The organism is Nocardia takedensis NBRC 100417 (genome assembly GCF_000308695.1).
Taxonomy (GTDB): domain Bacteria; phylum Actinomycetota; class Actinomycetes; order Mycobacteriales; family Mycobacteriaceae; genus Nocardia; species Nocardia takedensis.
Genome location: NZ_BAGG01000093.1, coordinates 294,117 through 307,534, shown reverse-complemented (window position 1 = coordinate 307,534; position 13,418 = coordinate 294,117). Strand labels below are relative to the sequence as shown.

Genomic DNA, 13,418 nt, shown 5'->3' with positions numbered 1-13,418 from the left:
CGTGATCGACCCCGCGCCGATGCGGCAGGCCGTCGCGGCCGACGCCGAGGACATCGCCCGCCTGCGTGATGAACTCGCGCGGTGGATGGTCGACAACGGCATCGCCCAGTGGTTGCCCGGCGAATATCCGGCGAGCGCGGTCGCCGGTGAGGCCGAGCGCGGCGAGTGGTTCGTCTGGCGGGACCAGGGTGACTTGATCGCGGCGGTCCGCCTGATCTGGCGCGATCCCGAGTTCTGGGGAGCCGACGACGATGCCGCGGGCTACGTCCACGGACTCATGGTCGCCCCGCGCCGCCGCGGCGAGGCCCTCGGCGCGCGAATCCTGCGCTTCTGCGCCGACCGCACCCGCGCGGCCGGGCACACCCGGCAGCGCCTGGACACCGCCGCCGCCAACCAGGTGCTCCGAAAGTACTACGCGGACCAGGGTTTCCGGGAGATCCGCGAGGCCGCGTTGCCGCCGCAGTTCCACGGCACCGACCGGGTGGTGCTGATGGAGAAGGACCTCGACTGAGCCGAGGCGTCGCGACGGATTGTTTCGTCGGCGATCCGACCTGCCGACGAACTCGCGACGAAAGGCGGTCAGGCCCGCGCCGTCACCGGCGGATCGCCCTCACCCACCCGAGGTGAGCCGGGCCAGCACCTGCTCGTGCAGCAGACCGTTCGTGGCCACCGCGTCACCGCCGTGCGGTCCGGCCGCGCCGTCCAGCGAGGTGAAGGCGCCGCCGGCTTCGCGGACCAGGATGTCCAGCGCCGCCAGATCCCACAGCGACACCTCCGGTTCGGTCGCGACGTCCACCGCGCCCTCGGCCAGCAGGCAGTAACTGAAGAAATCGCCGTAGCCGCGCACCCGCCACACCTCGTCGGTCAGATCGAGGAATTTCTCGCGCAGACCGCGTTCGTGCCAACCGGACAGGCTGGAGAAGGCCAGACTCGCGGACTCCAGTCCGCGCACCGCCGACACCGAGAGCGGTTGCGGCGCACCGGGATGCACCTGTGCCCAGGCGCCCGACCCCGCCGCCGCCCACCAGCGCCGCCCGAGCGCGGGCGCGCTGACCACGCCGACCACCGGCACGCCGTCCTCGAGCAGCGCGATCAACGTCGCCCAGATCGGCACCCGGCGCACGAAGTTCTTGGTTCCGTCGATCGGGTCGATGACCCACTGCCTGCCGCGGAACTCCGCCTCGCCGCCGAATTCCTCACCCAGCACCGCGTCGTCCGGGCGCGCGTGCCCGAGCAGTCGCCGCAGCGATTCCTCCACCGCGAGATCGGCGTCCGAGACCGGGGTCAGATCCGGTTTGGCGTCGACCTTCAGGTCCAGCGCGCCGAATCGGGCAGTGGTGATGGAGTCGGCTTCGTCGGCGAGTCGCAGGGCGAGTTCCAGATCCGAGGAGTGTGCGGCCACGCCCGAACCCTAGCGGGTGCGGCCGGAAACCCCCTCGCCGCGGTGACCCGCCGTCGGTACCCTCGGAGCATGAGCATTTCGACACCTCTCCCACGGGCGCACCGACCGATTCCCGCTCGCCCGGCCTGAAGAGCAGGCGGTTCGCGTGGACCGCTAGGCTTGACCCTCGTGCATCCCGACGTTTCCGCCGACCTCGCCGAACTCGACACCACCCTCAAGACGGTGGAGTCGGTGCTCGACATCGAGGAACTGCGCCGCCGCATCGACGAACTCGAGCACCAGGCCGCGGACCCCGATCTGTGGAACGACCAGGACCACGCCCAGCAGGTCACCAGCGAACTGTCGCACGCGCAGGGTGAACTGCGCCGGGTCGAGGCCCTGCGGCAGCGGCTCGAGGATCTACCGGTCCTCTACGAATTGGCCGAGGACGAAGAGGGCGAGGCCAGGACCTCCGCGCTCGCCGAGGCCGACGCCGAACGCACCGCCCTGCACGGTGACATCGAGGCCATGGAAGTCCGCACCCTGCTCTCGGGCGAATACGACAAGCGCGAGGCGCTGGTCAACATCCGGTCCGGCGCGGGCGGCGTGGACGCGGCCGACTGGGCCGAGAAGCTGATGCGGATGTACATCCGCTGGGCCGACCGGCACAACTACGCCGTCGAGGTCTACGACACCTCCTACGCCGAAGAGGCGGGCATCAAGAGCGCCACCTTCGCCGTGAAGGCCCCCTACGCCTACGGCACGCTCTCGGTCGAGATGGGCACCCACCGGTTGGTGCGGATCAGCCCGTTCGACAACCAGGGCAGGCGGCAGACCTCCTTCGCCGAGGTCGAGGTGCTGCCCGTGGTGGAGACCACCGACCACATCGAGATCCCCGAGGGCGACATCCGCGTGGACGTCTACCGGTCCTCGGGTCCGGGTGGTCAGAGCGTCAACACCACCGACTCCGCGGTCCGCCTGACCCACATCCCGACCGGCATCGTCGTCACCTGCCAGAACGAGAAATCGCAGTTGCAGAACAAGATCTCGGCGATGCGCGTGCTCCAGGCCAAACTGCTCGAGCGCAAGCGGTTGGAGGAGCGCGCGGAGATGGACGCGCTCAAGACCAACGAGGGCGCTTCGTGGGGCAACCAGATGCGTTCCTATGTGCTGCATCCCTACCAGATGGTCAAGGATCTGCGCACCAACCACGAGGTGAACAATCCCGGCGCCGTCCTCGACGGCGACATCGACGCGTTCATCGAGTCGGGTATCCGCTGGCGCATGCGTGAGCAGGCCAATTAGCTTGCGATGGACTGTTATTCGGCCCCGCGACACGCTGTCGGCGGGGCCGAATCGGTGTGACGCGCGGTGCGGGTGCGACGGGCGTTGTAGCCTGTTCGGCGTGTGTTCTGTGGTTGACGAGCAGTGGCGGGAGCCGGTGCGGTGATCGCGCTCGGTATCTCCTCCGACACGACCGCCTGGTTGCGGTCCAGCGGGTTGGAGATCGTCCTACTCCTGCTCGGGGTGATCCTGTTCAGCCGGTTCGCGACGTTCGTCCGGGACAGGGTCACCACGAAGATCGACGCCGGTTTCCGCAGCAGCGACGCGCTGGTGCGCACCGAGGCGGCCAAGCATCGGCACGCGCTGGCCCAGGTGCTCACCTGGGTCGTGCTGACGATCGTCTACGTGTTGGTCGGCATGGAACTGTTGCAGCGCCTCGGCTTCCAGGTGACCGGGTTGATCGCGCCCGCCGCCGTCCTCGGCGCGGCGCTCGGCTTCGGCGCGCAGCGCATCGTGCAGGACATTCTCGCCGGCTTCTTCCTCATCACCGAACGCCAGTACGGCTTCGGTGATGTGGTGAGCATCGCCGTGACGGGCTCCTCGGAACTGGCGGAGGGTACGGTCGAGGACGTCACGCTGCGGATCACCACGTTGCGCAACTCCGACGGCGAGGTGATCACCGTGCCGAACGGACAGATCGTGAAGGTGACCAACCTCTCCAAGGACTGGGCGCGCGCCGCGATCGACGTGCCGGTGGCCGCCAGCGTGGACATCACCCGGGTCAACGAGATCCTGCACCGGGTCGGTACAGAGGCGTACGCGGACCCCCGATTGAAGCCGCTGCTGCTCGACGAGCCCACGGTCATGGGCATCGACGATCTGGCGATGGACCAGATCAACATTCGGATGGTTGCCAGGACCTTGCCGGGCAAACAATTCGAAGTCGGCCGTGAGCTGCGCGTGCGAGTCGCCGCGGCCCTGCGCCGGGAGGGAATCAGTGAGGCAACTTAAAGTGACGGTCATCATGCGCGAATCCATGCGGCCGCGGAAGTCGACCGCGCTGCTGATGGTGGCGTGGGTGGCGACCTTCGTGCTCTACCTGTTCGTCAAGCCGGAGACCACCGTGCCGATCGGCACCGGCCTGCTGGTGAACACCGCGCCCGCGGCGACGGTCGGCGAACCCGCCGCACGGTAGCCGGTCGGAGCGGGCGAGCCCGCGTGACGATCTGGTTACACTGGCTCCCCGTGATCACCATGCGGAACGTCACCAAGTCGTATCAGACCTCGACGCGACCCGCGCTGGACAACATCACGGTCCATGTGGAAAAGGGCGAGTTCGTCTTCATCATCGGACCGTCCGGTTCGGGCAAGTCGACCTTCATGCGTCTGCTGCTCAAGGAGGAGCGTCCCACCCGGGGCGAGATCCGCGTCGCGGACTTCCGCGTCGACCGGTTGCCCGGCCGCAAGGTCCCCAAGCTGCGGCAACGGATGGGATGCGTCTTCCAGGACTTCCGCCTGCTCCAGCAGAAGACGGTCGCCCAGAACGTCGCGTTCGCGCTCGAGGTGATCGGCAAACGTCGCCAGTTCATCGAGCGGACCGTCCCGGAGGTGCTCGACATGGTCGGGCTCGGCGGGAAGGCCGACCGGCTGCCCACCGAACTGTCCGGCGGCGAACAGCAGCGGGTCGCGATCGCGCGCGCGTTCGTCAACCGGCCGCTGGTGCTGCTGGCCGACGAGCCGACCGGCAACCTCGACCCCGAGACCAGCGGTGACATCATGATGCTGCTCGAGCGGATCAACCGCACCGGCACCACGGTGGTGATGGCCACCCACGACAACCACATCGTCGACGCCATGCGCAGGCGGGTGGTGGAACTCGACCGGGGCAGACTCGTCCGCGACGAGGCGACCGGCGTGTACGGGGTGGATCGCTGATGCGGGCGAGTTTCCTGTGGAGCGAGGTCTTCACCGGCCTGCGCCGCAACGTGACCATGACCATCGCGATGATCCTGACCACCGCGGTGTCGCTGGCGATGCTCGGCGGCGGCCTGCTGTCGGTGCGGATGGCCGACAAGACCGAGCAGTACTTCACCGGCCGCCTCGAGGTGCGCTTCTACCTCGACGACGCCATCTCCGCCGACGACCCCGACTGCGCCGCCGACCCGTGCCGCACGCTGCTGGCGGACATGAAGAAGACCTCCGGGGTGGTCAGCGTGCAGTTCCTCAACCGCGCCGCCGCCCTCGAGGAGGCCAAGAAGCTGTTCGAGGACCAACCGGAGATGGTGCAGTACATCTCCGAGACGCCGCTGCCCGCCTCGATGCGGGTCAAGATGACCGACGGCGACCAGTACGAGCACATCTACGAGACCTTCCACGACCGGGCCGGGGTGCGCACCGTCGCCAACGACCGCGAATTCGTCGACCGACTGTTGCGCCTGTTCGACGGTCTGCGCAACGCCGCGTTCGGTCTCGCGGTGGTGATGGCGGTCGCCGCGCTGCTGTTGATCGCCAACATGATGCAGATCGCCGCGTTCACCCGGCGCACCGAGGTCAGCATCATGCGCCTGGTCGGCGCGACCCGCTGGTACACGCAGTTGCCGTTCCTGATGGAGGCGGTGGTGGCGGCGCTGTCGGGCTCGCTGCTGGCGATCCTCGGACTGCTGGTCGCGCGGCCGCTGGTCATCGACCGGGCGCTCGGCCCGCTGTTCGACAGCAACGTCTTCCCGCGCATCACCGGCGACGACATCGCGATCGTCGCGTTGACGATCGCGCCGGTCGGCATCGTGGTCGCCGCGGCCACGGCTTACGCGACGTTGCGGTACTACGTCCGCGAATAGCGGGGGTGTGGACAACCGCGCGCCTGGGGACAACTCCGCTCGCGGGGGTCACGCGGTCGGGCGGGCACTCGTAGGATGGGCCGCGTGACTGCACCCGAGGCGTTCTCCCCCGAAGGCATAGCCGACACCGACTCCGAAAGCGGTGCGGCGCAACAGGTTCTCCATCGCGTCTTCGGTTACGACAGTTTCCGCGGCGAGCAGGGCGCGATCGTGGACCATGTCGTCGCGGGCGGGGACGCGCTGGTGCTCATGCCCACCGGCGGCGGCAAGTCGCTGTGCTACCAGGTGCCCGCGCTGGTGCGGCGCGGCGTGGGTGTGGTCGTCTCGCCGCTGATCGCGCTCATGCAGGACCAGGTGGACGCGCTCAGCGCGCTCGGCGTGCGCGCGGGCTTCCTCAACTCCACGCAGTTCCCCGACGAACGGCGCACGGTGGAGGCCCAGTTCGTCGCGGGCGAACTCGACCTGCTGTATCTGGCTCCGGAGCGATTGCGCTCCGAGGCCACGATGCAGTTGCTCGATCGCGGGACGGTGTCGCTGTTCGCCATCGACGAAGCCCACTGCGTTTCGCAGTGGGGTCACGATTTCCGTCCCGACTACCTCGCGCTGTCGGTGCTGCACGAGCGCTGGCCGCAGGTCCCGCGCATCGCGCTGACGGCCACCGCCACCGAGAAGACCCGCGAGGAGATCGTCCAGCGGCTCGACCTGGGCGGTGCGCGGCGCTTCGTCGCCGACTTCGACCGGTCCAACATCCAGTACCGCATCGAGCCGAAGAATCGGGCCGACCGGCAGTTGCTCGAATTCATTCGCGCCGAGCATCCCGGCGACGCGGGCATCGTGTACTGCCTGTCGCGCAATTCGGTGGAGAAGACGGCGGCCTTCCTCACCGAGAACGGGGTCTCGGCCGTCCCGTACCACGCGGGCTTGGACAACCGCACCCGCGCGCAGAACCAGGCGCGGTTCCTGCGCGAGGACGGCCTGGTCGTGGTCGCCACCATCGCCTTCGGCATGGGCATCGACAAACCCGACGTCCGCTTCGTCGCCCACCTGGACCTGCCCAAATCGGTGGAGGGCTACTACCAGGAGACGGGCCGCGCGGGCCGCGACGGACTGCCGTCGACGGCCTGGATGGTCTACGGGCTCAACGACGTCGTGCAGCAGCGCAAGATGATCGACAGTTCCGAGGGCGATGCCGCGCACCGCCGTCAACTGCAACTGCACCTGGACGCCATGTTGGCGCTGTGCGAGACGGTATCGTGCAGGCGCGCGCGACTGCTCGCCTACTTCGGCCAGAACACCACCGGTTCGTGCGGCAACTGCGACACCTGCCTCACACCGCCGGAGTCCTGGGACGGCACCGTCGCGGCCCAGAAGCTGCTGTCCACGGTGTTGCGCCTGGAACGCGAACGCGGCCAGCGTTTCGGCGCGGGCCATCTGATCGACATCCTGCTGGGCAAATCCAATCCGAAGATCGTGCAGCACGCCCACCACGAACTCACCGTCTTCGGCGTCGGCGCCGATCTGCGCGACACCGAATGGCGCGGCGTGGTCCGGCAGTTGCTCGCCCAGGGCCTGCTGGCCGTGCGCGGCGAGTACGGCGTGCTCACCCTCACCGAGGCCAGCGACGAGGTGCTCTTCGGCGGTCGCGAGGTGCGTCTGCGGCGCGAACCCGAACGTGCCGTCAAACAGGCCCGCTCCGCCCGCGGCCCCAAGGCCGCCGCCGACCTGGCGCCCGCCGACGTCGCGATCTTCGAGAAGCTGCGCGAATGGCGGGCCGCGACCGCCAAGGAACAGGGCGTGCCCGCCTACGTGGTGTTCCACGACGCCGCCCTGCGTGACATCGCCGCGCTCAAGCCCCGCGATCTCACCGAACTCGGTACGGTCAGCGGCGTCGGCGAGAACAAGCTCGCCCGCTACGGTGAGGGCGTGCTGGCGACCCTGGCCGAAGTGTGAGACACCGACCACACGGACCGGGGAAGGTATCGGGATGAACGACGCGCGGGAGATCGGGCGGCGGGAACTACTGGCGGGAGCCGCGGCCGTCGCGGCAGGCGCGACCTTGGTGGGGCTCACCCCCGCCCAGGCGGTGCCGACGGCCCCGGGCGTGACGAAGTATCCGATGCCCACCGGGCGCGGTGCGCGCGTCCTGGTCACCGGTGACGCGGGCACCGGCACCCGCACCCAGTGGGCGGTCGCCGACGCCGCCCGGGAATACCATCGCCGCGCACCGTTCTCCCTGGCACTCGGCCTGGGCGACAACATCTACGAGTCCGGGCCGAACAGCGCCACCGACCCGCAGTTCGCCGACAAATTCGAGAATCCCAACGCCGGACTGGATTTCCCGTGGGCGATGGTGCTCGGCAACCACGACACCAGTTCGGTGTTCCCCGGCGACGGCGGGTGGCTGCTGCGCGGCAATCACGAGGTCGAATACCACGCCCACTCGGCGCGCTGGTGGATGCCGAGCCGCTACTACTCGGTGCGGGTGCCCGAGGTGAACCCGGTGGTGGAGTTCTTCGTCCTCGACCTCAACCCGCTCGCGGCCTACATCCCACCGCTGCTCTCACCGTACTGGGCGGTCGACGGCGAATACATGAACGCCCAACGCGCGTGGCTGGATCGCGCGCTGGCCGAGTCCACGGCCCCGTGGAAGATCGCGTGCACCCACCACCCGTATCTGAGCAACGGCCCGCACGGCGACGCGGGCCGCTACGAGGGTCTGCCGATCGAACCCGTCAACGGTGTGCACGTGAAGCGGTTCTTCGAGGATCTGGTGCTCGGCCGCTGCCACTTCATCCTGTCCGGGCACGATCACTGCCTCCAAGTGCTCGAACCCACGCCCGAATCACGGAGTACCAGGCAGATCGTCTCCGGTGCCGCCGCGAAAACCTCGGGCGGAGAACCGAAATCCGCGCCCACCACCCATCCGGCCCTGTTCGAGACCTTTCACCACCTCGGTTTCATGGTGCTCGACATCGACACCGCGGGCATCGAATTGCGGGTGATCACCGTCGATCTCGCCACCGGCGCGCCCACCGAATCCTTCCGCCGCCGCTTGGCCTAGGAACGCGAACGCCGTGCTCCGACATCACCGAATCACAACGGCATCGCAAACGAGGCCGCCAAACCGGGCGGGAACACCGCCCCCGGCGTTACGGTGCACACATGGGTGACGATTCCGCGGACGACTCGGGCATATCCGGTCCCGCTCAGGCCGAAGCCGCCGACGGTCCGCCGCCGCGCCACGCGCTCGATCCTTCGGTGGAGTCGGTGTGGCTGGGCAGGCGGGCTCCCGAACGGCTCGGCAGGCCCCGGGTGTCGACCATGTTGCTGATCGCCGCGTTCGTGGCCCTGTTCGCTCTCTACCTCACGGTCCACTGAGTCGCCCGCGCGCACTGTGACCGCCGTCGCGCCCCGGCGCGGCCTCGGAATAATCCGGTTGCCCCGTCACTTACAGTTGACCGTTATGAAGGAGAAGGGGCGTAAGGTCATCGCGACCAATCGCCGGGCGCGGCACAACTACACGATCCTGGACGTCTACGAGGCCGGGATCGCGCTGGTCGGCACCGAGGTGAAGAGCCTGCGCGAGGGCAAGGCGTCCCTGGTCGACGCGTTCGCGACGGTCGACAACGGCGAGGTGTGGTTGCGCGGTCTGCACATTCCCGAATTCAGCCACGGCACCTGGACCAACCACTCGCCGCGTCGGGTGCGCAAACTGCTGCTGCACAAGCGCGAGATCGAACGGTTGGTCGGCAAGTCCCGCGAGGGCAACCAGACCTTGGTGCCGCTGTCGATGTACTTCTCCGACGGCAAGGTGAAGGTCGAGTTGGCCCTGGCCAGGGGTAAGCAGGACTACGACAAGCGGCAGGATCTGGCGCGGCGCACCGCCGAGCGTGAGGTCACCCGCGAGATCGGTCGTCGGGTGAAGGGGATGCGCTAGACCGCCGGAGTGTCCCGGCGGTCCGTCCGCGAGTGGTCAGAGCATCGCGCACGGCGCGGACAGCTTGACCCGGTTCAGCGTCGACCCGCGATATTCCGGGACGAGGGTGCGTGAACCGAGCGGCATGTCCGCGTCGGGGGCGTTGATCACCGCGAATTGATTCGCGAGGTTGGGGCCCGCGCCGCCGTAGGTGATGGTCGCGGCCATGCCTTCGGAGTCGACCGTGAGATTCTCCAGCGCGTGCCGCAGGGACGCGCGATTGAGGCCCTGGCCGGAAGCCGCGGCGGCGATGACGTCCTTCATCGTGTAGGAGACCGCCCAACCCAGGTTGTAGCCCCAGTTGTTCGGTTCGTGGGCGGCCGCGGCACGCGCGTGCCGCGCGCCGACGCTGCTGCCGTCCCAGCCGTCGACGGGGGAGGTGTAGTTGTAGAGTTCGGCCAGCGGTCGGGCCGCCGCGGTCTGCATCAACGCCCCGTTCCAGGTCGGCGCGGAACCGAGGAAGCGGCCCGTGTAGCCGGCCGCCGCCAGCGTGGCGACGATCTCCGCGGTTTCGGCGGGGCCGGTCGAGAGCATCACCAGATCCGTTGGTCGGGTCAGGATCTCGGCGATGGCGCGGGACTGGCTGCCGACCTCGGAGTTGGGTCCGGTGTCGATGCGCGTGGTGACCTTCGCGCCGTTCTCGGTGGCCCACTTGATGACACCGTTGGCGTAGTCGCCGCCGTAGTTGCCGCGGTAGGCGACGATCGCGATGTTCTCCGGCTGATAGTGATTGCGCGCGAACCAATCCAGCGCGAGCATCGCCTCCGTGCAATACGAATAACTGCCGTCGAATACGAGATTCAGATCAACGTCGCGATATTGCCACCCGGACCACAGCGTCGCCGCGGCGGTGATCATGTTCGCGGCGTCCATTCGTGGGAGAACCGCCAATGTCTGCGCGGTGCCCAGACTCATCGACAACGCGAGAATGTGGTTTTCGATATCGGAGTATTCCTCCGTGTGTTTTCCGGCGTCGTAGGCGGTGTCCCTGGCATATGTCGAGATGTCGATCTCGTAGCCGTCGATGCCCCCCGATTTGTTCACCTCGCGCCAGAAGGCGAGTTGGCCGTCCTGTAGCGCGTTGCCGAGGATCGCGTACGGCCCGCCCCCCAGGTCGGACAGAACTCCCAGGTAGATGCACCCTTTGTCCTTGTGGACGGCGTGTGGACAGGGTGCGCTCGTGACCCCGGGACCCGAGTTGCGGTCCGGTTGGCTCGAACAGCCCGCGGCCAGGATGAGGCCGAGGACCAACGGCACCGCGGCGCCGCGGAACAACCGACGCCCGACCCGTGTGATTGCCATGGTTGTGCTCCCTCTGCTCGCCCGCCCGTAGACCCTTCACTGCGGCGCGGACGATCGGAAACAGTACCCTCACAGCCGATCTCGCCGAGGCGGTTCATGACACAGGTTGATTTCACTCCGCAATTCCCCGTCCCCCGAATTCCGGGGGCATCGTGATACCCCTTCGTACTCGATCATGAAAGTCCGGTTGAAATACCCGCTGACCTGCTGTGCCACATTTACTGGACAATTGTCCGACTGAGTGCCGAGACCCGAAAGTGAACCGCCGACGCTCCACACGGTGCCGGCCGCGACGATACGGGAATGAACCGGGGCCGCCCGGGTGTTACCATGACTAGCCCGCACGGTGCGGGCACGTACGGGGCTGAACGGTTTCGACTGCGTACGTCGATTCAGGGGAAGCGTGTCGGTGCAGGCAAGAGACCACCGTAAGCGTCGCTGCAACCAATTAAGCGCCGATTCCAATCAGCGCGAGTACGCCCTCGCTGCCTAAGTAGCAGGTCGTCTCTGTCAGTCCGGGCTCGTCCCTCGGTCCGGGTACTGGCATCAGCTAGAGGGAATCACCGTCCGACTCGGTCGCGGAGCCGGACGGGACATCCAACAGCGACTGGGATCGTCATCCGAGCTTGTTCGTGAGACCCGGAGATCCGAGTAGAGACACAGCGAACTGCACACGGAGAAGCCCTGAAGACACGGCGGAGGACCCGGGTTCGATTCCCGGCAGCTCCACTAGAGGCCCTTCACCTGAAGCCCAGGTGAGGGGCTTTTTCTATCCTTGTGTTACTCGGATTCGGTGCACTGGGCACATTCTGGGCACTGCCGTAACCGTGGCGTCGAACTGGTCACCGATTCGAAATTTCCGTGCCGTGAATAGGTTTCCGGCGTTTCACCGCCGACGGCTGGTCGGAGCTCGGCCAGGCGGGTGAGCAGGGCGGCACCGAACAACGGGCGGGGTGCAGGGGTGTCATCCTCGGTGGCGGTGAGGATGTCCTGTTCTTCGCGGGAGGGGCAGTCTGCGTTCAAGTTGAGGTCATCTCAGGATGCCGAGAGTTGCCAGAGGGCGCTGATGGGGACGGCGCGCAGTTTGGGGCCGAAGGGGAGGGTTTGGTGGCCGGTGTGCAGGACTATTCCGGTGATGAAGTCGTCGGCGAGGCGGTCTGCGAGGTGGCGGAGGTGACGGAAGTCGTCGGGGCCGACGGTCGAGGCGGCTTTGATTTCGATGCCGACCACTTGTCCGCGGCGGTTTTCGAGGACGGCGTCCACCGCGACCTGGTCTTTGGTGCGGTAGTGGGAGAGAGTGACGTCTTCGGTGGACCAACCGATCTGGCGGGCCAGCTCCATCAGGACGAAGCCCTCCAGCAGAGGGCCGAGGTGGCCGCCGGGGCGGAGCAGGGAGCGGGTGTCCGCGCCGATCAGGCTGGCGGCTATGCCGGAGTCGACGAAGGCGACCTTGGGGGTCATGGTCGCGCGACTGGACAGGTTGCGGGACCAAGCCGGGATGCGTTTGACGAGATAGACCTCTTCCAGCAGGGACAGGTAGCGCTTCACGGTATTGGCACCGAGACCGAGATCGTTGCCCAGGGACGACGGCACCAGGAGTTGACCGGAGCGGGCCGCGAGCATGCGCACCAGGGTGCGCATTTCGGTAGTTCGTTCGATGTCGGAGAGTTGGCGCACGTCGCGGGCGATGAGGTCGCCCACATAGTTGTCGAAGAAGGCGCGACGGCGTTTCTCGTTCGTTCGCGCGATGGCTTCCGGGAATCCGCCGCGCACAATGCGTTCGGCGTAGTCGGTGCGGGTGACCTCGCTGTTGTGGCGGATCTCGGGGCCGTGCTCGAAGACCGCGTCGATGAAAGCGTCGGGGGTGCTGTCGATCTCGCCCTGGGAGAACGGCCACAGTTCGATGGTTTCCATACGGCCGACCAAGGTGTCGGGCAGGGCGCGAAGACCCAGGACGCGTGCCGAACCGGTCAGCAGATATCGGCCGGGGCGAGGATCGCGGTCGACCTGCGCTTTGATCGCGAGCAACAGGTCCGGCGCGCGCTGGATCTCGTCGATGACCATGAGGTCCGGTGATTCGATGAAACCGTCGGGGTCGGTGAGCGCCGCCTGCCGTGTCGATGCCAGGTCGAGGTCGCGCCACTCGGTGTCGCGTTCTTTCGCGACCAGGCGGACGAGGGTGCTCTTTCCGCTCTGTCGCGCCCCGTTGACCAATACCACCCGGGTGTCCGCGAGCGCATCGGCTACGGCCGATTCCGCGCGGCGAGGGAGGGCGGTCCCGAGTCGGGTTTGCACCGTGGTACCTCTTTCGCCCGGATGGATGGGTATCGGCAGGTCAGCAGAGGTAAGATAGCAGGTAGGGCATCGGGTGTGGCGATTTGGTCGCAGCATCAGTAGCAGTCTGGTCGCATGTGTGCTGGCAGATCAGTCGCTGGCTACTTGGCAATCTGGTCGTACTTGGTATGGCCGGATGGTCGCACAGTTGATGGCCGGATGGTCGCAGCCGGATCGGTCGTACGCCGAAATGCTGGCTGGTCGCGTACCGACCGGCTCGATGGTCGCGCGTTCGGTCCCGAGTTGGTCGTTCGGCTTCCCGATCCGATCTCGGCTCGACGGCGTTTTGCTCGGTCTCGTCGGA

At 67.4% G+C, this 13,418-nt stretch carries 13 protein-coding genes and 1 other RNA gene; 11 read left to right on the top strand and 3 right to left on the bottom strand.

The genetic code is table 11. The features are described 5' to 3' along the window. Position 1 precedes the first annotated feature (1 nt). A complete protein-coding gene (locus ON30_RS20435; protein ID WP_245554135.1) occupies positions 2 to 511 on the top strand; it encodes a GNAT family N-acetyltransferase in 510 nt (169 codons plus the stop codon). Positions 512 to 610: 99 nt separating this feature from the next. Here ON30_RS20435 and hisN read toward each other — a convergent pair whose 3' ends face one another. Then, complete coding sequence (gene hisN / locus ON30_RS20430) at positions 611 to 1,402, bottom strand: histidinol-phosphatase (RefSeq protein WP_040709097.1); 792 nt, start codon at positions 1,400 to 1,402, stop codon at positions 611 to 613. Between the two features lie 168 nt (positions 1,403 to 1,570). Between hisN and prfB the strand changes: the two genes are divergently transcribed. The 9 genes from prfB (at position 1,571) to smpB (ending at position 9,439) form a co-directional block, all read left to right on the top strand. Then, complete coding sequence (gene prfB, locus ON30_RS20425; RefSeq protein ID WP_040709320.1) at positions 1,571 to 2,686, top strand: peptide chain release factor 2; 1,116 nt, start codon at positions 1,571 to 1,573, stop codon at positions 2,684 to 2,686. A gap of 144 nt (positions 2,687 to 2,830) precedes the next feature. Continuing rightward, positions 2,831 to 3,676, top strand: a complete 846-nt coding sequence (locus ON30_RS20420) for a mechanosensitive ion channel family protein (protein ID WP_083911560.1) — start codon at positions 2,831 to 2,833, stop codon at positions 3,674 to 3,676. Continuing rightward, positions 3,663 to 3,860: an Rv3103c transmembrane domain-containing protein gene (locus tag ON30_RS20415; RefSeq protein ID WP_157183787.1), complete on the top strand. Its 198-nt coding sequence runs from the start codon at positions 3,663 to 3,665 to the stop codon at positions 3,858 to 3,860. The genes ON30_RS20420 and ON30_RS20415 overlap by 14 nt, the downstream gene beginning before the upstream one ends. Before the next feature lie 50 nt (positions 3,861 to 3,910). Further along, on the top strand, positions 3,911 to 4,600 hold the full coding sequence (gene ftsE / locus ON30_RS20410; RefSeq protein ID WP_040709318.1) for a cell division ATP-binding protein FtsE: 690 nt from the start codon (positions 3,911 to 3,913) through the stop codon (positions 4,598 to 4,600). After that, positions 4,600 to 5,502 carry a permease-like cell division protein FtsX gene (gene ftsX / locus ON30_RS20405; RefSeq protein ID WP_040709092.1) on the top strand — a complete coding sequence of 301 codons (903 nt, stop codon included), beginning with the start codon at positions 4,600 to 4,602 and terminating at the stop codon, positions 5,500 to 5,502. The genes ftsE and ftsX overlap by 1 nt, the downstream gene beginning before the upstream one ends. 84 nt (positions 5,503 to 5,586) lie before the next feature. Then, on the top strand, positions 5,587 to 7,452 hold the full coding sequence (gene recQ, locus ON30_RS20400; RefSeq protein WP_245554134.1) for a DNA helicase RecQ: 1,866 nt from the start codon (positions 5,587 to 5,589) through the stop codon (positions 7,450 to 7,452). 34 nt (positions 7,453 to 7,486) lie between these two features. After that, positions 7,487 to 8,563 (top strand): metallophosphoesterase, encoded by a 1,077-nt coding sequence (locus ON30_RS20395; RefSeq protein ID WP_040709091.1) that lies wholly within the window; start codon positions 7,487 to 7,489, stop codon positions 8,561 to 8,563. Positions 8,564 to 8,664: 101 nt separating this feature from the next. Beyond that, positions 8,665 to 8,880: a WLR motif membrane protein gene (locus tag ON30_RS20390; RefSeq protein WP_040709089.1), complete on the top strand. Its 216-nt coding sequence runs from the start codon at positions 8,665 to 8,667 to the stop codon at positions 8,878 to 8,880. Positions 8,881 to 8,965: 85 nt separating this feature from the next. Next, the gene (gene smpB, locus ON30_RS20385; protein WP_040709087.1) at positions 8,966 to 9,439 is read left to right on the top strand and encodes an SsrA-binding protein SmpB; all 474 of its coding nucleotides are present in this window, start codon (positions 8,966 to 8,968) and stop codon (positions 9,437 to 9,439) included. A 36-nt stretch (positions 9,440 to 9,475) separates the two neighbouring features. On the opposite strand, the gene ON30_RS20380 is transcribed toward smpB, so the two are convergent. Further along, entirely contained in the window at positions 9,476 to 10,780 is a 1,305-nt protein-coding gene (locus tag ON30_RS20380) for an ABC transporter substrate-binding protein (protein WP_040709085.1), read from the bottom strand. Between the two features lie 360 nt (positions 10,781 to 11,140). Between ON30_RS20380 and ssrA the strand changes: the two genes are divergently transcribed. Further along, positions 11,141 to 11,512, top strand: a transfer-messenger RNA (tmRNA) gene (ssrA, locus tag ON30_RS36940). Positions 11,513 to 11,815: 303 nt separating this feature from the next. Here ssrA and ON30_RS20375 read toward each other — a convergent pair. After that, entirely contained in the window at positions 11,816 to 13,000 is a 1,185-nt protein-coding gene (locus ON30_RS20375; RefSeq protein WP_245554133.1) for an ATP-binding protein, read from the bottom strand. Between the last annotated feature and the right edge of the window lie 418 nt (positions 13,001 to 13,418).